Source organism: Massilia sp. UYP34, assembly GCF_056279385.1.
The window spans coordinates 68,536-87,686 of the sequence record NZ_JBWBRF010000001.1 but is presented as its reverse complement, the minus strand read 5'-3'; the positions used below and the strand labels follow the sequence as shown (position 1 = coordinate 87,686).

The window sequence follows — 19,151 nt, the reverse complement described above, 5'->3', positions numbered from 1 at the left end:
TCCGTCGTCATCCTTTGTTGCTACGATCCGAAGCGGTGCTGCACGTAAGTATCGGATTTTTATAAGAAAGTTATAAGAAGTAAATAGCTGTTTTATTTACGACAACACCCAATTCCGGGCATTTCAAGCTCATTCTGCAGCCACAGGAGTGTATTGGTGATCAATCTGGGGTCCTTGTTTGGACAGTCGAGCCCGCCGATGGCCGGGCTCGATATCAGCACGTCCGGCGTCCGCCTGGTCGAGCTGGCCGACGCCGGCAAGGGTATCGTGCGCCTGGAGCGCTACGCCACCGAGGCGCTGCCGCGCGGCGCCGTGGTGGACGGCAATATCGAAAACATGGACCAGGTCGCCGATGCGGTACGCCGGGTCTGGAAAAAGAGCGGCACCCGCGCCCGCCACGTGGCGCTCGGCATGCCGCCCGCCGCCGTGATCACCAAGAAGATCATCCTGCCGGCCGGTTTATCGGAAGACCAGTTGGAAGTGCAGGTCGAGTCCGAGGCCAGCCAGTATATCCCGTTCGCGCTCGATGAGGTCAGCCTCGACTTCGACGTGATCGGCCCGGCCGCGAATTCGCTGGACGACATGGAAGTGATGCTGGCCGCCGCGCGCCGCGAGAAGGTCGAGGACCGGGTCGCGATCGCCGAAGCCGCCGGCCTCACCGCCACCGTGATGGACATCGAGTCGTACGCCGCGCGCAGCGCGCTCGAACACGCCGCCCTGCCGCGGCCGGACCAGATCGTGGCGCTGTTCCAGATCGGCGCCCACGCCACCCACGTGTCGGTGCTGCTGAACGGCGAAGCGGTCTACGAGCGCGAGCAGCCGTTCGGCGGCAATGCGCTGACCCAGGACATCGTGCGCGGCTACGGCATGGCGTTCGAAGAAGCCGAGACGCGCAAGAAGGCGGGCGACCTGCCCGAGAACTACCGCGCCGACATCCTGGCGCCGTTCCTGGACAGCGCGGCGCTGGAAATCACGCGCGCCATCCAGTTCTTCTACACCTCGACCCCGTATACCCGGATCGACCAGCTGTACCTGGCCGGCGGCTGCGCGCTGCTGCCCGGGATCCTCGACGTCGTGGCCGCCCGCACCCGCCTGCCGACGCTGCTCGCGGCGCCGTTCGAGGGCATGCAGCTCGGCGCCGGCGTGCGCGAACACCAGCTGCGCCAGGACGGCCCGGCCTATCTGGTCGCCTGCGGCCTGGCGCTGCGGAGGTTCGGCGCATGATCCGGATTAACCTGCTGCCCCATCGCGAGGCCAAGCGCAAGCAGAAGCAGACCGCCTTCGTCGCCCTGCTGGCGCTGGGCGGCGTGCTGGGCGCCATCGTGGTGATGCTGGTTGGCGCTTATAACGCCAGCCAGATCTCGGTCCAGAACCAGCGCAACGACGTGTTGAAAAAGGCCAGCGCGGAGTTGGACAAGAAGATCAGCGAGATCACCAACCTGAAGGAAGAGATCGCGGCCCTGCAGGCGCGCCAGCAGGCGGTCGAGGACTTGCAGGGCGACCGCAACCAGCCGGTCCACCTGCTCGACGAGCTGGTGCGCCAGACGCCGGAAGGCGTGCACCTGAAATCGGTCAAGCAGAGCGGCCAGCGCGTGATCCTGACCGGCAACGCCCAGTCGCAGGAGCGGGTGGCCGAGCTGCTGCGCAACCTGTCGAGCGGCTCGGCATGGCTGCAGAACCCGGACCTGACCGAAGTCCGGGCGATCACCCTCACCCAGGGCAAGACCAGCCGCAAGGTGGTCGAGTTCACGCTCGGCGTGTCGATCAAGCGCGCGCGCCTGAGCGACGAGGGCGAAGAAGCCGCGAGCGGCGCCAGGCCGGCCGCGGCCAGGCGCGCGGTGGAGAAGGCATGAACATCGACATCAAAGAACTCGGCGCCCGGCTGGCGGCGCAGTTCCAGGACCTGCAGGGCCGTTCGCCCGGCCAGTGGCCGCTGGCGCCGCGCCTGCTGTGCGCGGCCGGCGTGCTGGCGGCGGTGGTCGGCCTGGGCTACTACTTTTACTGGAGCGACCAGTTCGCGGCCCAGGAGCGCGGCGCGCGCGACGAGGAAAAGCTGCGCGCCGAGTACAAGACCAAGATGGCGCAGGCGATCAACCTGGAAGCGCTCAAGGCGCAGAAGGCGCAGGTCGACCAGTACGTGGTGCGGCTGGAGAAGCAGTTGCCGAGCAAGTCCGAAATGTATTCGCTGCTGTCCGACATCAACCAGTCGGGCGTCGGCCGCGGCCTGCAGTTCGAGCTGTTTAAGCCGGGCCAGGAAGTGGTGCGCGACTACTACGCCGAGCTGCCGATCGACATCAAGGTGAGCGGCCGTTACCACGACATGGGCGCGTTTGCCGCCGACATGGCCAACCTGCCGCGCATCGTCACCCTGAACAACCTGACCCTGTTGGCCGGCAAGGACGGCAGCCTGGGGCTGCAGGCGGTGGCCAAGACCTTCCGCTACCTCGACCAGGAAGAGCTGGCGGCCCAGCGCGCGACGCGCGCGGCCGAGAAGAAGAAGGGCAAGAAGGGCAAAGGGGCGACCAAGTCCGCGGCCAAGACCAAGACCGGGGGCAAGAAATGATGCGCGCACGAGTGACAGCGCTGTTGCTGGCCAGCGGTTTACTGGCCGCCTGCGGCGACGGCGGCGTGGGCGAGACCCGGGCCTGGATGAAACAGGTGGAAAAGCAGACCGTGCCGAAGGTCAAGCCGCTGCCGGAACCGAAGAACTTCGAGCCCTATGCCTACGATGCGCGCCAGGCGCCCGACCCGTTCGACCCCGGCAAGCTGCTGGGCGAGATGGCGCGCATGGCGCAGGCCAGCAGCAATGCCAACCAGCCCGATCTCGAGCGGCCGAAGGAATTGCTGGAGACCTTCCCGCTCGACACGATGCGGATGGTCGGCACGATCCAGAAGGGCGGCGTGCATTACGCGCTGCTGCAGATCGAGCGCTCCCTGTACCGGGTGCGCAGCGGCCAGCGGATCGGACAGAACTATGGGCGCGTCACGCGGGTGAGCGAGGGCGCCGTCGAGATCAGGGAATCGGTGCAGGACGCCACCGGCGACTGGGTGGAGCGCATGGCCCACATCGAGCTGCAGAGCCGCGCAGCAAACAAGGAGAGCAGTAAATGACCTTCAACGTCAAGATTCGCTTCGCCCCGCCGGCATGGCTGGCGCGCGCCGCGGCCGCACTCATGCTATTGACGTGCGCCGGCGCCGCCCTGGCCCAGGGCAATGCGATCGAGTCGATCACGGCCAACCAGCAGGGCAGCAACGTCGTCATCAACGTGACCATGCGCGAGGTCCCGGCGCGTGCGCCGATCGGCTTCGCGATCACCAACCCGTCTCAACCGGCAAGGATCGCGCTCGACTTCGGCGCCACCGCCAACGCCACCGGCAAGACGGTGCACGAGCTGAACCTGGGCGACGTGCGCAGCCTGAACGTGGTGCAGGCCGGCGAGCGTACCCGCCTGGTGCTGAACCTGGCGCGCGCCCTGAACTACGCGACCACGATCGACGGCAAGTCGGTGGTCGTGACCGTGGAAGGCTCGGGCGGCGTGGCGCGCGCGCTCGACGCCGGCGGCGTGCCGGTGGTGGCGGCGAGGCCGGCCGCGCTTCCCGCAACGCGTCCTCAATTGCGCGACCTCGACTTCCGCCGTGGCGCCAATGGCGCCGGCCGGGTCGTGGTGGACCTGCCCGCCAACCAGGTGGCGGTCGACGTGCGCCAGACCGCCAGCGGCGTGACCGTCGACTTCCTCAATGCGCGCCTGCCGGAGTCGCTCCGCCGGCGCCTGGACGTGACCGATTTCGGCACGCCCGTCACCCGCGTCGCGACCCAGGCCCAGGGCGACAACGTGCGCATGACGGTGGAAGCGCAAGGCGACTGGGAACAGTCGGTATTCCAGAGCGACTCCCAGCTCGTGGTCGAGGTGCGCAAGGTCGAGAAGGACCCGAATCGCGGCAGCCTGGGCTCGCGCGACAATCCGCAGGGGTATCGCGGCGAGAAGCTGTCGTTCGATTTCCAGGACGTCGAAGTGCGCGCCGCGCTGCAGGCGGTGGCCGACATCTCGGGCCTGAACATCATCGCCAGCGACTCGGTGACCGGTTCGCTGACCCTGCGCCTGAAGGACGTGCCGTGGGACCAGGCGCTGGACGTGATCCTGACCGCCAAGGGCCTGGACCAGCGCAAGAACGGCAACGTGGTGTGGATCGCGCCGAAGGAAGAACTGCTGACCAAGGAAAAGCTCGAGCTCGAGCAGCGCGCCCAGATCGCCGAACTCGAACCGCTGCGCTCCGAGATCTTCCAGCTCAATTACCAGAAGGCGGAATCGTTCCGCAACGTGTTCGGCCTGGACGCCGGCGGCGCCACCGCGGGCAGCGACGCGGGCGGGCGCAACCGTGTGCTGTCGCGGCGCGGCAGCGCGATCATCGATCCGCGCACCAACCAGCTGTTCGTGACCGACATCGCCGCCAGGATCGAGGACATCCGCAAACTGATCCAGAAGACCGACATCGCCGCGAAGCAGGTGCTGATCGAGGCGCGCCTGGTCGAGGCCAACGACGGCTTCTCGCGCAACCTCGGCGCCAAGCTGGGCTTCAACGACCTGCGCACCCAGCGCGGCGGCGACTCCGGCTGGCAGGTCAGCGGCAACGAGCGCGTCGCCATCGGCGGCAACCTGGCCGGCGTCGGCCAGGTCACGGGCCAGACCCCGGCGACCACCAGCATCGACAACACCACCATGGTCAACCTGCCGGCGGCCGGCATCGGCGGCATCCCGGCCTCGACGCTGGCGTTCTCGCTGTTCTCGTCGGCCGCGAATCGCTTCCTGAACCTGGAACTGTCGGCGCTGGAAGCCGACGGCAAGGGCAAGATCATCTCGAGCCCGCGCGTGGTCACCGAGGACAAGCAGGTCGCCGTGATCGAGCAGGGCGTCGAGCTGCCCTACGAGCAGGCGACCAGCAGCGGCGCCACCTCGATCTCGTTCAAGAAGGCCAACCTGCGCCTGGAAGTGACGCCGCAGATCACGCCGGACGGCAACGTGGTGCTGGAAGTGGACGTCAACAAGGATTCGAAGGGGGAAGAGACCCGCGCCGGCTTCGCGATCAACACCCAGCACGTCAAGACCAAGGTGATGGTCGAGAACGGCGGCACGGTGGTGCTGGGCGGGATCTACCAGCAGACCGAGCGCAACAACGTGACCAAGGTGCCGCTGCTGGGCGACGTCCCGCTGCTGGGCTACCTGTTCAAGACCACCGGCACCGAGCACAGCAAGACCGAGCTGCTGGTCTTCATCACCCCGAAGATCGTGAACGAGAACGTGGCGGGCGCGCGCTGAACCGACCTTAACCCCAAACGATAATAATATGAACAACCAACACATCAAGTACGGCAGCCTGGCGCTGCTCCTGGCCGCGACCCTGTCCGCCTGCGGCGGCGGCGGCGGCAATCCGGGCACCCCGGGCGGCAGCGGTGGTGGCGGCACCGGCGGCGCGCCGGTCGTGCCTGCCGCGCCGACCGTCGGCGTCAGCCTGGTCAATGCCGCGGGCGGCGCCAGCACCGCGCTCTCGGGCGCCACGCCGCTGACGGTGCGCGCCGTGGTGCTCGACGCCAGCAAGCGGCCGGTACCGAATGCGCTGGTCACCTTCACCACCGACGACGACCTGGCCGTGTTCGCGCCGGGCGCCGGCACCGCGCTGACCGACGCCAGCGGCACCGCGAGCATCACCATGCGGGTGGCCAGCCTGGCCGCCGGCGGCGCCGGCAGCGTCACGGCCAGCGCCACCGTGGCCGGCACCGCCATCACGAATTCCGCCAACTACGCGGTCAACGCCACCGCGCTGACCTTCAGCGCGCTGCGCCTGGCGCCGGCCAGCATCAATGCCTACGATTCGAGCCGGGTCTCGGTCGACCTGCTCGCCAATGGCGTCAAGTACATGGGCCAGGTCAACGTCAACTTCTCGTCGGCCTGCGTCGCTGCCGGCAAGGCCACGCTGGCCACCGTCGTCGCCACCAACAACGGCACCGCGGAGACGGTCTACCGCGACCAGGGTTGCGGCAACAGCGACACCATCACCGTGAGCGCCGACGGCGTCGCGACCCCGGCGACGGGGTCGCTCGCGGTCGCCCAGCCGAGCGCCTCGTCGGTGCAGTTCGTCGAAGCGCAGCCGACCGACAAGTCGATCGTGATCCGCGGCCAGGGCGGCATCAACCGCACCGAGACCGCGACCCTGCGCTTCCGCGTGTTCGACCTGTTCAACCGTCCGCTGGCCAACAAGCAGGTCGATTTCACCGTCGAGCCCGAGAACCTGGTCACCCTGAACAAGAAGACCGACCGCACCGACCAGAACGGTGAAGTGATCACCACCGTCAACTCGGGCGCCGTGCCGACCACCTTCCGCGTGCGGGCCGTGCTGCCCGGCACCGGCGCCGGCGGCCAGCCGGACATCTCGACGCATTCGGACACGATCGTCGTGACCACCGGCCTGCCGACCCAGCGCGCGTTCTCGATCTCCGCCACCAGCGGCAACGTGGATGGCTGGTCGTTCGACAGCGGCACCACGACCCCGGCCGCCACCGTCAACGTGCTGCTGGCCGACCAGTTCGGCAACCCGGTCGCGGATGGCACGCCGATCGTGTTCCAGACCAACCTGGGCGCCATCGGCACCTCGAGTTCGGGCGGCTGCGTCACCGTCAACGGCGGCTGCTCGGTTCCGTTCCGCACCCAGGCGCCGCGCGTCGCGCTGCCGAACACCCCGGTCACGCCATGCAATAGCGGTTCCAACGCGGCCCCGGACAGCACCCGTCCAGGCGTGGCGACGATCTGCGCCAGCACCACCGACGGCAGCAACGTCCAGGCCGTCAAGACGACGATCACGTTCAGCGACGAAACCCTGGCCAGCGCCTACGTCGATGGCGCCAGCTCGCAGTCGACCGGCGACCTGGGCAGCGCGAGCGCCAACGATCCGAAAGTGTTCCTGGTCCAGCTGACCGACCTGAACGGCAATCCGCTGCCGTCCGGGTCGACCGTGGCGGTCACGGGTCTGGTCAACGCCACCCTGGTCGACATCAGCCCGGCCCGGGTGCCGAGCATCTTCGCCATGCCGGGCGCCGGCCCGCAGGGCTCGTCGCACCGGATCACCCTGAGCGCCACCGGGCCCAAGCCCTGCACCACGGGCGCCCGGGCGACCTTCAATGTGGGCGTCACCACGCCGCGCGGCGACGTCAGTTCGCTGCCGTTCTCGCTGAACTTCACTTGTCCATAAAATTCGCGGAGAGACAGGCGGCCAGTCTATACTGGCCGTCTTATCATTAGAGCGGGTTTGGTAGTGCCACATCCCAAGAACGACAATATCTTCCTTGTTGGCCTGATGGGGGCAGGGAAGACCACGATTGGACGATTGCTTGCACGCAAGCTCAATCGCCGCTTCGTCGATTCCGACCACGAGATCGAGGCGCGCACCGGCGCCACCATCCCCTGGATCTTCGAGATCGAGGGCGAGGCCTGCTTCCGGCGGCGCGAAGCGGACGTGATCCGCGACCTCTCCAGCCAGCAGGGCCTGGTGCTGGCCACCGGCGGCGGCGCCGTGCTCGACCCGAAGAGCCGCGCCCTGCTGGCCGAGCGCGGCACCGTGATCTACCTGCGCGCCTCGATCGGCAGCATCCTGCAGCGCACCGCCAACGACAAGAACCGCCCGCTGCTGCAGACGGCCGACCCGCGCGCGAAGCTCGAAGAACTGTGGACCCAGCGCGATCCGCTATACCGCGAGATTGCGGACCTCGTCATCGACACCGGCCGTCCTAACGTACAATCGATGGTACAAACCATATTGGACCAGCTGGCGGCGCAAGAAATGGCTCGCGCGCGCCGGCATGCAAGGACATCGATGAACGAACAGGAACGCATCACCCTCAACGTCGACCTCGGCGAACGCAGCTACCCGATCGCGATCGGCCCCGGCCTGCTGGACGACGCCGCGCTGCTCGCGCGCCACATCGGCGGCAACAAGGTGGCCATCGTCACCAACACCACCGTCGCGCCGCTGTATCTGGCCAAGGTGGCCGGCCACCTGCGCGCGCTCGGGCGCGACGTGGTCGAGATCGTGCTGCCGGACGGCGAAGAGCACAAGAACTGGCAGTCGCTGAACCTCGTCTACGACGCGCTGCTGCAAAACAAATGCGACCGCAAGACCACGCTGGTGGCGCTGGGCGGCGGCGTGATCGGCGACCTGACCGGGTTTGCCGCATCGAGCTATATGCGCGGCGTGCCCTTCGTGCAGATCCCGACCACCCTGCTGTCCCAGGTCGACTCCTCGGTGGGCGGCAAGACCGGCATCAACCACCCGCTGGGCAAGAACATGATCGGCGCCTTCTACCAGCCGCGCGCTGTCATCGCCGACACCGCGACGCTCGACACGCTGCCGGCGCGCGAGCTGTCGGCCGGCCTGGCCGAGGTGATCAAGCACGGCGCCATCCTCGACGCGACCTTCTTCGACTGGATCGAGGCCAACGTCGGGGCCTTGCTTGCGCGCGAGCCGCAAGCGCTCGCCCACGCCATCGCGCGGTCCTGCGAGATCAAGGCCGAGGTGGTGCGCAAGGACGAACGCGAAGGCGGCCTGCGCGCGGTGCTGAACTTCGGCCATACCTTCGGCCACGCGATCGAGAACGGCCTGGGCTACGGCGAATGGCTGCACGGCGAGGCGGTCGGCTGCGGCATGGTGATGGCGGCCGACATGTCGGCGCGCCTGGGCCTGATCGAACCGGCCGCCGTGGAGCGCGTGCGCGCCCTGGTGCGCGCCGCCGGCCTGCCGGCCGTGGCGCCGGATCTTGGCGAGGCGCGCTGGATCGAGCTGATGGAAGTCGACAAGAAGAACGAGGGCGGCGAAATCCGTTTCATTCTCCTCAAGCCGCTCGGCAGCCCGTCGATCACCACGGTCCCGCTGGACATCCTGCGCTCGACCCTGGCGGCGTGCAGCGGCTGAGAGGATGACCATGGACGCGATGCGCAGCTTCGACGCGGGCCTGGCTCCCTACGCGGCGCACTCGTCGCAGTCGCGCGGCCGGCGCCACGCCGAACCGGGACCGGGCGCGCGCAGCGAATACCAGCGCGACCGCGACCGCATCATCCACTCGACCGCCTTCCGGCGCCTGGAATACAAGACCCAGGTGTTCCTGAACCACGAGGGCGACCTGTTCCGCACCCGGCTGACCCACAGCATCGAGGTGGCGCAGATCGGCCGCACCCTGGCGCGCAGCCTGCGCCTGAACGAAGACCTGGTCGAAGCCACCGCGCTCGCGCATGACCTCGGCCACACGCCGTTCGGCCACGTGGGCCAAGACGTGCTCAACGACTGCATGAAGGATTTCGGCGGCTTCGAGCACAACCTGCAAAGCCTGCGCGTGGTCGACCACCTGGAGGAGCACTACGGCGCCTTCGACGGCCTGAACCTCACGTTCGAGACGCGCGAGGGCATCCTCAAGCACTGTTCGCCCAACAATGCGCGCCAGCTGGGCGAGCTGGGCCAGCGCTTCCTCGACCGCAGCCAGCCCAGCCTGGAAGCGCAGCTGACGAACCTGGCCGACGAGATCGCGTACAACAACCACGACATCGACGACGGCCTGCGTTCGGGGCTGCTCACAATGGCCCAGATGGAAGAGGTGGAACTGTTCGCGCGCCTGCGCAGGCAGGTCGAGCTGCAATACCCTGGCCTGGCGGGACGGCGCGCGCTGTACGAGACGATCCGCCTGATGATCACGGCGATGACGGCCGACCTCGTGGAGACGTCACGACAGCGGATCCTGGACGCGAACCCGCAGACCATCGACGACGTGCGCGCCGCGGCGCCGCTGATCCGCTTCTCGGACACCATGCGCGCCGAGACCACGGCCCTCAAGCGCTTTTTGTACGCCAACCTGTACCGCCACTTCCAGGTCAACCGCATGCGGGTCAAGGCGAGCAGCATCGTGCGTGAACTGTTCCAGGCCTTCCTGGACGACCCGGTGCTGCTGCCGAACGACTACCAGGTCGACGGCGACCCGATGAAGCAGGCGCGCAAGATCGCCGACTACATCGCCGGCATGACCGACCGCTACGCGATCCGCGAGCACCGCCGCATCTTCTCGCTCGATCACTTCTGATCCGCGGCCATGGACCGGATGCCTGGGTCGGCGGCACCACGCCGGTCGGGCGCCCCGGCAACCCATTGAGTAAATGAGTATTATTTGCATCTGGCTGCGAGTTTTGTTAGGCTGAAGTTTTCAGCCATTTTAGGAACATCGTGCGTCCCACCAAAATCGCAGCAATTGTCCTGGCATCGTTGGTTGCTCTTCCGGCATTCGCCCAGGAAAAAGTCGTCAACTTGTATTCGGCACGCCATTACCAGACCGATGAAGCGCTCTACTCGGACTTCACGAAGCAAACCGGAATCAAGATCAATCGGATCGAGGCCGGCGAGAACGAGTTGCTCGAGCGCCTGCGCAACGAAGGCGCCTACAGCCCGGCCGACGTCTTCCTGACCGTCGATGCCGCCCGCCTGGGCAGGGCCCAGGCATTGGGCCTGTTCGCGCCGGTGACATCGAAGATCCTGAACGAACGTATTCCAGCCCACTTGCGAACCGATCAATGGTTTTCGTTCTCGCAGCGCGCGCGCATCATCGTGGTCAACAAGGCGAGCGTGAACCCGGCCGACGTGCAAAACTACGAGGACCTCGCGAACCCCAAGCTCAAGGGCAAGGTATGCGTGCGTTCCGGCGCCCATCCGTATAACCTGTCACTGGGCGCAGCCATGCTGTCGCACCACGGCGAGCAGAAGATGCAGGCCTGGGCCAAGGGCCTGGTGGCGAACTTCGCGCGGGCGCCGAAAGGCGGCGACACCGACCAGATCAAGGCCGTCGCTGCCGGCGAATGTGGCGTGGCCCTGGCAAATTCGTATTACGTCGCGCGCATGCTGCGCTCGACCAAACCGGAAGACAAGCAGGTCATGGACAACGTGACCGTCATCTGGCCGAACCAGAAGACGACCGGCGCCCACATGAATATTTCTGGCGGCGGGATGCTCAAGACGTCGCCCAACAAGGAGTCGGCCGTCAAGTTCCTGGAGTACCTGGCCTCGAACCAGGCGCAGATCTACTTTGCCGACGGTAACAACGAGTGGCCAGTCGTCGCGAGCGTCAAGACCAGCAATCCGGGGCTGGGGGCATTGGGTAACTTCAAGGCCGATACCATCAATGTGGGCGCGCTGGCGGCGAAGCAGGCCGAGGTCCAGAAGATCTACGACCGCGCCGGTTGGCGCTGATCGGTCCCCGCTGATCGGTCCCGCTTCGTGCCCGGGCCTGCCGGCCCCGCGATGCCGCCCCGCTTCAGGCCGGGCGGCATCGCGTCGTTTCAGCCCTGGCGGCGCCTGGCGATCTCACGGGTGATCAGCAGCAATGGCAAGACGCCGACGGCAACGATCGTCAACGCCGCCGTCGACGCTTCGCTCAGGCGCTCGTCCGAAGCGAGCATGTGGGCCTGCGTCGCCAGGGTATCGAAATTAAACGGGCGCATGACCAGGGTCGCCGGCAATTCCTTCATGACTTCCACGAACACCAGCAGGCCGGCGGTCAGCAGGCTGGTGCGCAACATGGGGATGTGCACGCGCGCTAACGTCGCAGATGCGCCATATCCCAGCGAACGCGCCGCGTCGTCCATCGACGTGGTGATCTTGCCCAGTCCCGCCTCCACCGTATGCAGCGACACCGCGAGGAAACGCACCAGGTAGGCATACACGAGCGCCGCGATGCCGCCAGTGAGCAGCAGGCCGGGATTATGGCCCGTCAGATCCGTGATGCTCGCCGCCAGCCAGCGATCGAGCCTGGTCACCGGCAGCAGGACGCCGACGGAGATCACGGTGCCCGACAGCGCATAGCCAAGCCCGACCAGGCGATTCAGGTGGCGATGGAAGCTGGCGCGCGCAGTGCGCGCGGCGTAGGCGAGCAATACCGCAATCGCCACGGCCAGTACCGCCGCCAGCGCGGCCAGTACAAAGCTGTTGCGGGCCAGTTGAATGAAGCGTTCGCCAAACTGGGCGTCGCCGCTGCTGATCGCCATGTGCAGCAAGGCCGTTGCCGGCACCAGGAAGCCGGCGGCGAGCGGCACGCTGCAGAACAGGACGGCGCCGAGGGCGCGCACACCGGTGAGCCGATCGCTCGGCTGGAGGGTCTGGCGGCTGCCGCTCACTTCGAAACGCGCGCGTCCGCGGCTGAGGTGCTCCATCAACAGCAGCAGCATCACGAAACCCAGCAATGCCGCAGCCAGTTGCGCCGCCGCCTCGCGGTCGCCCAGTGAAAACCAGGCGCGATAGATGCCGGTGGTAAAGGTCTGGACACCGAAGTACGACACGGCGCCGTAGTCGGCCAGCGTTTCCATCAGGGCCAGCGTGGCGCCGGCGACGATGGCGGGTCGGGCGAGCGGCAGCGCGATCGTGTAGAAGCGCCGCCAGGGCCCCAGTCCCAGCGAGCGGCCCACGTTGAGCATGGCGCTGGAACGCTCCAGGAACGTCGCGCGCGCGAGCAGATACACGTACGGATACAGCACGAACGTGAAGATCACCGCCGCGCCGCCAAGGGTGCGTATATCGGGAAACCAGTAGCTTCCCGGCGTGAGCGCGAAGGTGGCGCGCAGCCAGGACTGCACCGGACCGACGAACTGGAGCAGGTCGGTATAGGTGTACGCCATCACGTAGGTCGGCACCGCCAGCGGCAGTACCAGCGCCCATTCGAACACGCTGCGTCCCGGAAAATCGTGCATGGTGACCAGCCATGCGGCGCCGGTGCCGATCACGACCGTCCCGATGCCCACGGCCGCACACAGATACAGGGTGCTCACGATATACGAAGGGAGCACGGTATCGACCAGGTGCGTCCATGTCGGGCCGCCCGCGCCGGGAAGCAGGGACGCCGCGACGGTCAGCAGCGGCACTGCAATCAGGGTCGCAATGACCAGTGCCATCAGCTGCAGGGTGTTGAACGCCGGTTTAGCCATGATAATGTTAGGAAATAAACGAATTATAATGGCGCTGTCCTCGTTAGCTGTGGATGAGGATTGAACTGCTGAGCTGATCCGCAGTCCAATCCCGGTCGTCATCGATCGGGAGCGTACGATGAAAGCGCCAAAGTTTGCGCGGCTGTTCGCCCAGCTGCCAAAGCTGAACCAGCCGCAGCGCCAGAAGGTGCTCGCCGCCCTGCATCCGGCAGCCGGGCTGGACCGGGTGATCGCCCTCATCGGCGAGATCCGGTCAATAGGGCGGCGCTGTCCGGATTGCGCCTGCGAACGTTGCTACCGGCATGGCCAGGCCAACGACCTGCAACGCTATCGCTGCTGCTCGTGCGGCCGCACCTTCAACGACCTGACCGGCACGCCGCTGGCGCGGCTCAGGCTCAAGGGCAAGTGGCTCGCCTATCTCGAAGTGGTGCTCGATTCCCGCTCGGTCCGCTCTGCGGCCAAGCTTGTCGGCGTGCACCGCAACACGGCCTTTCGCTGGCGTCATCGCTTTCTCGACCGGGTCAAGGACGACCGCCCGGCGCGTCTCTCAGGCATCGTCGAGGCCGACGAGATGTTCCTGCTCGAATCGCAGAAGGGTGCACGCAAGCTCGACCGCCAGCCGCGCAAGCGCGGCGGCAGGGCTGCCCTGCGCGGAATCTCGCACCACCTCGACTGCATCCTGGTGGCGCGCGACCGCAGCGGCCAGACCATCGACGCCGTGACCGGACGCGGCGCCCTGAAGGCGGCCCAGCTGGTCAGGCACCTGCTGCCGAAACTCGACCAGCAGGCGCTGCTGGTGACGGACGCCAATGCCGCCTATGCCGCCTTCGCCCGTGCCCATGGCATCGCGCATCAAGCGGTTAATCTCAGTGCCGGCGAACGGGTGCGCAAGGGCGCCGAGGGCGCCATCCATGTTCAACACGTAAACGCCTACCACCGGCGCTTCAAGGAATGGCTGGCGCGCTTCCATGGCGTGGCGTCACACCGACTGCCCAACTACCTGGGCTGGCACTGGGCGCTCGATGGCGGGCGGGTGCCTTCTGTCGAGCAATTGCTGCGCATCGCATTCGGGGTCATCAACAGCTAATGGGTACAGCGCCATTATAATGGCTCCTTTTTCCGACTGGATCACGATGGCGCTTCTTGAACTGCGGCAGCTTTCTCATGCTTACGGCAAGCACACCGTCGTGGACGGCTTGTCGCTGCGCCTGGCGCCCGGTGAGATCGGCTGTCTGCTCGGGCCGTCCGGGTGTGGCAAGACCACGGTCTTGCGCTGCATTGCAGGCTTCGAGCGGCCCGATGCAGGACTGATCCAGGTGGGGGACGAAGTCGTCAGCTCGCCGGCCGGCCATGTGCCGGCCGAGCGCCGACGCATCGGCATGGTGTTCCAGGACTACTCGCTGTTTCCGCACTTGAGCGTGGCCGCCAATATCGCCTTCGGCTTGCGCGCCATGGCGCCGGCTGCGCGCAAGGCGCGCGTGGACGAGCTGCTGGTCCTGGTGGGACTGCCCGGCCATGCGGACAAGTATCCGCACGAGCTGTCGGGTGGCCAGCAGCAGCGCGTGGCGCTGGCGCGCGCCCTGGGACCGCGGCCGCGCCTGCTGCTGCTCGACGAACCTTTCTCCAGCCTCGATGTGGATCTGCGCGAACGGCTGGCGGCGGAAGTGGGCGCCATCCTGCGCGCCGAAGGCACCACCGCGGTGCTGGTCACGCACGACCAGCATGAAGCCTTTGCGATGGCCGACCAGGTCGGCGTCATGCACAACGGCCAGATCCAGCAGTGGGATACGCCCTATAACCTGTATCACCGTCCGGCCAACCGTTTCGTGGCCGATTTTGTCGGACAAGGCGTGTTCGTTCACGGCCAGGTGCTGCCAGGCGGCGCAATCCGCATCGAGCTCGGCGACCTGCCCCAGCCTGCGGCGGATAGCGCCGCGTCATGGCGCAGCGGCGACGCTGTCAGCGTGCTGCTGCGCCCGGACGACGTCGTGCACGACGACGCCAGCGAGGTGACGGCCGAAGTGGTCGCCAAGGCGTTTCGAGGCGCCGAATTCCTGTATACGCTCAGGCTCGAAAGCGGACAGGACGTCCTGTCCCTGGTGCCGAGCCACCATGACCATGCGCCGGGCGAACGCATCGGCATCCGCCTGGACCTCGACCACGTGGTCGCCTTCGCGTCCTGACTGCGCCGGTCAGCCGAACAGGCTCGGCCTTGCCAGGTCGCGCAGCAGTTTCTTGACCGGCGCCGGCAGCGGCGCCTCGCCGATCGCATCGAGCTTCCACCAGACATGGCCGGGCGCCGGCGCGGCGCGCGCCGCCAGCGTCACCGCGAACGGCGCGATGTGCAGCTTGTAGTGGGTGAAGACGTGCACCAGCGGGCTCAATGGCCGCACTTCGTCGAGCGTGCCGAAGGCGCCTGCCGCTTGCGCGACGCTGGCGGTGCAGACCGGCGGCGCATCCTCGTCCATCGCCACGTGCCCGCCCACTTCCGGCAGCGACAGCAGGCCGCCCCAGATGCCGGTCTGCGGGCGCTGTTCGAGCAGCACGTCGCCCCCGTCGATCACGACCAGCAGCGCGGTGCGTTTCTCGGGCGTCGCCTTCTTCGGTTTGCGCACCGGCAGTTCGGCGGTGCGGCCGGTGGCGAAGGCCACGCAGCGCGCCTGCAGCGGGCAGCGGCCGCAGTCGGGCCGCGAACGCGTGCACAGGGTGGCGCCCAGGTCCATCAGGCCCTGGGTGTAGGACTCGATGGCGCCCGGGTTGCCGGCCACCTCGGGCAGCAGGGCGTCGGCGCGCCGCCACAGCGCATCCTCGACCGGCTTGAGGCCCGGATAGGCGTCGATGCCGAACACGCGCGCGAACACGCGCTTGACGTTGCCGTCCAGGATCGCGGCGCGTACGCCGCTGGAAAACGCCGCGATCGCCGCCGCGGTCGAGCGGCCGATGCCGGGCAGGTCGGCCAGCAGCGCCGGGTCGCTCGGGAATACGCCGTCGTAGTCGTGCACCACGCGGCGGGCGCAAGCGTGCAGGTTGCGCGCGCGGGTGTAGTAGCCGAGGCCGCTCCAATGCGCCATCACGTCGTCGAGCGGCGCCTCGGCCAGCGCGTGGACGGTCGGGAAGCGCTCCAGGAAGCGGGCGTAATAGCCGAGCACCGCAGCCACCTGCGTCTGCTGCAACATGATCTCGGACAGCCAGACGCGGTAGGCATCCTGGGTGTTTTGCCAGGGCAGGGTATGGCGGCCGTGGCTGCGCTGCCAGTCGATCACGGCCTTCGAGAAGGTGGGGTCGGCCAGCTGGTCGAACTCGGTGAGGCGTTTCATGCGATATCGGGTGAGTGGCTTGGAGCCGCAAGTAAGGTGGTGACGCCGGCCGCGATGGCGGCCAGGTGCTGGCGCGTGGATTCGAGCTCGGCCTGGCCGTGCTCGAAGGCGCCGATCTTCTGTTCCAGGCTGTCGCTGGCGTCATGGATGCGCTGGACCGTGGCCTGGCGCTGGCGCAGGTTGTCGCGGTGCTGGCGGATCTGCGTTTCCAGCGGCGCGTTGGCGACCTTCAGCCAGGCTTCGACGTCGGCGTTGGCGGCGCGGTAGACGCGCCGCACGCGCGAGGCGATCGAATCGAAGAAGCGCTCGAGCAGCGTCGCGCGGCTGGTCATCAACAGGGTCGCGGTGCCGAACTGGCGCTCGAACAGCGTTTCGATGGCGTCGATCTCGTCGACGTGGCGGGTCAACGACAAGGTTTGCGGCAGCGCCAGCGACAGGCCGTGTTCGGCCGCGAAGCGGCGGTGCATGGCGTCCATCATCGACTTGATCTCGTCGACCTTGGCGCAGGCGTCGAGCAAGCCGGCGCGCGCGCCGGCGAAGTAGTTGCGCACCGGCGCGCGCATGCCGGTGGCGAAGCGGCTTGCCGCCATCGCGGCGCGCACCGTCTCGGTCCGGTCCTGCAGGCCGTCCATGCCGACCAGCGTGTACAGCTCGGTCGACAGGCGCGTGAACACGGCGCGCGTGCCCTGCAGCTTGAACAGGCCGGCGTCGAATTCCTTCTTTTCGGCCTCCACCCGGCGCACCATGTGGGCGATCATGCCCTGGTTCTTGCCGCGCAGGCTGCGCAGCTCCTGCAACTGCTCGACCAGCTCGCGCAGGCGCGCCGCCGCCAGCATCTGCTGGCCCGCCGCCAGGATCTCGAGGTCGGCGCGCAGCTGGCGCGCATTGATCGAGCGCCGCGCCGGGATCAGGTGGTGGAACAGCGCCGCTTCGAGCTCGCCCAGGCGGCTGCGCTCGAACAGGTCCATGTCGCCGCCGATGCGTCCGACCAGCGCCTTGTGGGCCGAGACCGGATAGACCTGGCCGGCGTCCAGCCCGAGCAGGCGCGCGACGTCGTGCTGCTGGCGCGCGATCTCGGCGTCGTTGGCCGCGCCGTCCTTGAGCTCGTCCCACATGGCGTCGATCTTGTTCAGCACCGCCAGCCGGCCCGGCCCGGCCCCGATATGGGTGCGCCAGACCTCGATGTCGCTGCGCGTCACGCCGGTGTCGGCGGCCAGCACGAACAGCACCGCGTGCGCGTTCGGGATCAGGTTCAGCGTCAGTTCCGGCTCGGTGCCGATCGCGTTCAGGCCCGGGGTGTCGAGGATCACCAGGCCCTGCTTGAGCAGCGGATGCGGCAGGTTGATGATGGCGTGGCGCCAGCGCGGAATGTCGATCGCGCCATCGATCGCGCCGTCCATGCCCAGGCCGGCGGCGAGGTCGGGATCCTGCGGGTCGAACAGGCCGTAGCGCTCGGCCTCGCCCGTCGCCACGCGGCGGGTCTGGCTGACCTGGCGCAGCGTCTCGTGCATCGCGCCAGGGGCGTCCAGGTCCAGCGGCAGCACGGTCCAGGCGCCGGGATCGTCGCGGTAGTCGCCCAGGGACAGCTGGCCGGCGCGGGTCTCGATCGGCAGCAGGCGTACGCAGGGCGGCAATTGCTCATCCCATAGCAGTTCGGTCGGGCACATGGTGGTGCGGCCGGCGCTGGACGGCAGGATGCGCTGGCCGTAGTCGGCGAAGAACAGGGCGTTGATCAGTTCGGTTTTACCGCGCGAGAACTCGGCCACGAACGCGACCGACAGCCGGTCGTCGCGCAGGCGTCCGAGCGCGCGCGCCAGCACCTGTTCGCCGCCGGCGTCGATCAGTCCGGCGTCGCGCAAGGCCTTGCCGTAACTCTCGAGGCTGGCGGCAACGCTGGTTCGCCACGCTCCATACTGTTGTAGATCCTGCATCGTTCAGCCCATAGCCCCTTGTATTCCTAGCGCTGGCACTGCGCGCAATAGAAGGTCGAACGCTGGCCCTGCTTGATCTGGCGGACCGGCGCCTCGCACTGGCGGCAGGGCACACCAGCACGATCATAGACGAAATATGTCTGCTGGAAATAACCAGACTGCCCATTTACGGCAATAAAGTCACGCAGGGTACTGCCGCCCTGGACGATGGCGGCGGCCAGGATGTCGCGGATCGCCTCGGCCAGCCGGTCGTAGCGCGCGCGGCTGATGCGCGAGGCGGGCGTCCGGGGGCTGATCCCGGCCCGGAACAGGCTCTCGCAGGCGTAGATATTGCCGACCCCAACCACGATGTCGCCGGCCAGCAGCACCTGCTTGATCGGCGCGCTGCGGCGCCGCGTTTCCCGGTGCAGCAGGGCGCCGTCGAAGTGCCCGCCGAGCGGTTCCACGCCCAGGCCGCGCAGCAGGATGTGCTCCTCCAGCGCGCCGTCCTCGTTGGCATGCCACAGCACGGCGCCGAAGCGGCGCGGATCGTGCAGGCGCAGCACCTGCACGCCATCGTGACCATCGACGACGAGGTCGACATGGTCGTGCTTGCGCGGTTCGATGCCCGGCGGCAGCACGCGCAGGTGGCCGGACATGCCCAGGTGGACGATCAGGGTGCCGTGCTCGAAATGGATCAACAGGTATTTGCCGCGCCGGCCGGTGGCCAGGATGCGGCGGCCGGCCAGCAGCGCGGACAGGCCGGGCGGGAACGGCCAGCGCAGGCCGTCGCGGCGGCAGACGACCTGCACGACGACGCGGCCTTCGATATGGGGCGCGACACCGCGCCGGGTGACTTCTACTTCTGGCAGTTCAGGCATGGGGGAGACGAATCGTGTAAAGTCGGGTTGCCGTCGCGGCCGGGC

15 protein-coding genes are annotated in these 19,151 nt (G+C 67.6%); 11 read left to right on the top strand and 4 right to left on the bottom strand.

From position 1 onward, the window contains the following. The first annotated feature begins 156 nt into the window (after positions 1 to 156). From ACZ9AQ_RS00395 to ACZ9AQ_RS00355, 9 genes are all read left to right on the top strand, one after another. On the top strand, positions 157 to 1,224 hold the full coding sequence (locus ACZ9AQ_RS00395) for a pilus assembly protein PilM (protein WP_429201639.1): 1,068 nt from the start codon (positions 157 to 159) through the stop codon (positions 1,222 to 1,224). Continuing rightward, entirely contained in the window at positions 1,221 to 1,853 is a 633-nt protein-coding gene (locus ACZ9AQ_RS00390) for a PilN domain-containing protein (RefSeq protein WP_429201641.1), read from the top strand. Before ACZ9AQ_RS00395 ends, ACZ9AQ_RS00390 begins: the two co-directional genes overlap by 4 nt. Beyond that, positions 1,850 to 2,563: a type IV pilus inner membrane component PilO gene (locus ACZ9AQ_RS00385; RefSeq protein ID WP_429201642.1), complete on the top strand. Its 714-nt coding sequence runs from the start codon at positions 1,850 to 1,852 to the stop codon at positions 2,561 to 2,563. The genes ACZ9AQ_RS00390 and ACZ9AQ_RS00385 overlap by 4 nt, the downstream gene beginning before the upstream one ends. Then, positions 2,560 to 3,111 carry a pilus assembly protein PilP gene (locus tag ACZ9AQ_RS00380; RefSeq protein WP_429201643.1) on the top strand — a complete coding sequence of 184 codons (552 nt, stop codon included), beginning with the start codon at positions 2,560 to 2,562 and terminating at the stop codon, positions 3,109 to 3,111. The genes ACZ9AQ_RS00385 and ACZ9AQ_RS00380 overlap by 4 nt, the downstream gene beginning before the upstream one ends. Continuing rightward, complete coding sequence (locus ACZ9AQ_RS00375) at positions 3,108 to 5,315, top strand: type IV pilus secretin PilQ (RefSeq protein WP_429201644.1); 2,208 nt, start codon at positions 3,108 to 3,110, stop codon at positions 5,313 to 5,315. Before ACZ9AQ_RS00380 ends, ACZ9AQ_RS00375 begins: the two co-directional genes overlap by 4 nt. A 28-nt stretch (positions 5,316 to 5,343) precedes the next feature. Next, complete coding sequence (locus ACZ9AQ_RS00370) at positions 5,344 to 7,242, top strand: Ig-like domain-containing protein (RefSeq protein ID WP_429201645.1); 1,899 nt, start codon at positions 5,344 to 5,346, stop codon at positions 7,240 to 7,242. Positions 7,243 to 7,305: 63 nt separating this feature from the next. Further along, positions 7,306 to 8,958, top strand: a complete 1,653-nt coding sequence (gene aroKB / locus ACZ9AQ_RS00365; RefSeq protein WP_429201647.1) for a bifunctional shikimate kinase/3-dehydroquinate synthase AroKB — start codon at positions 7,306 to 7,308, stop codon at positions 8,956 to 8,958. Positions 8,959 to 8,962: 4 nt separating this feature from the next. Further along, a complete protein-coding gene (locus ACZ9AQ_RS00360; protein ID WP_429201648.1) occupies positions 8,963 to 10,114 on the top strand; it encodes a deoxyguanosinetriphosphate triphosphohydrolase in 1,152 nt (383 codons plus the stop codon). Between the two features lie 140 nt (positions 10,115 to 10,254). After that, a complete protein-coding gene (locus ACZ9AQ_RS00355) occupies positions 10,255 to 11,271 on the top strand; it encodes a Fe(3+) ABC transporter substrate-binding protein (RefSeq protein WP_429201650.1) in 1,017 nt (338 codons plus the stop codon). 89 nt (positions 11,272 to 11,360) lie between these two features. Here ACZ9AQ_RS00355 and ACZ9AQ_RS00350 read toward each other — a convergent pair whose 3' ends face one another. Then, positions 11,361 to 12,998, bottom strand: a complete 1,638-nt coding sequence (locus tag ACZ9AQ_RS00350) for an ABC transporter permease (RefSeq protein ID WP_429201652.1) — start codon at positions 12,996 to 12,998, stop codon at positions 11,361 to 11,363. Positions 12,999 to 13,116: 118 nt separating this feature from the next. On the opposite strand from ACZ9AQ_RS00350, the gene ACZ9AQ_RS00345 reads away from it, so the two are divergent. Beyond that, positions 13,117 to 14,085 (top strand): IS1595 family transposase, encoded by a 969-nt coding sequence (locus ACZ9AQ_RS00345; protein WP_429201654.1) that lies wholly within the window; start codon positions 13,117 to 13,119, stop codon positions 14,083 to 14,085. A gap of 46 nt (positions 14,086 to 14,131) precedes the next feature. After that, positions 14,132 to 15,181 (top strand): ABC transporter ATP-binding protein, encoded by a 1,050-nt coding sequence (locus tag ACZ9AQ_RS00340; protein ID WP_429201656.1) that lies wholly within the window; start codon positions 14,132 to 14,134, stop codon positions 15,179 to 15,181. 9 nt (positions 15,182 to 15,190) lie between these two features. Here the strand turns inward: ACZ9AQ_RS00340 and mutY are convergent, their stop codons facing one another. Genes mutY through mutM form a run of 3 tightly spaced genes read right to left on the bottom strand, consistent with a single transcriptional unit; the run spans position 15,191 to position 19,106 of the window. Continuing rightward, complete coding sequence (gene mutY, locus ACZ9AQ_RS00335) at positions 15,191 to 16,315, bottom strand: A/G-specific adenine glycosylase (protein WP_429201658.1); 1,125 nt, start codon at positions 16,313 to 16,315, stop codon at positions 15,191 to 15,193. After that, positions 16,312 to 18,246, bottom strand: a complete 1,935-nt coding sequence (locus ACZ9AQ_RS00330; RefSeq protein ID WP_429201660.1) for a dynamin family protein — start codon at positions 18,244 to 18,246, stop codon at positions 16,312 to 16,314. Before ACZ9AQ_RS00330 ends, mutY begins: the two co-directional genes overlap by 4 nt. Positions 18,247 to 18,272: 26 nt before the next feature. Next, entirely contained in the window at positions 18,273 to 19,106 is an 834-nt protein-coding gene (gene mutM, locus ACZ9AQ_RS00325) for a bifunctional DNA-formamidopyrimidine glycosylase/DNA-(apurinic or apyrimidinic site) lyase (RefSeq protein ID WP_429201662.1), read from the bottom strand. Positions 19,107 to 19,151 lie beyond the last annotated feature (45 nt).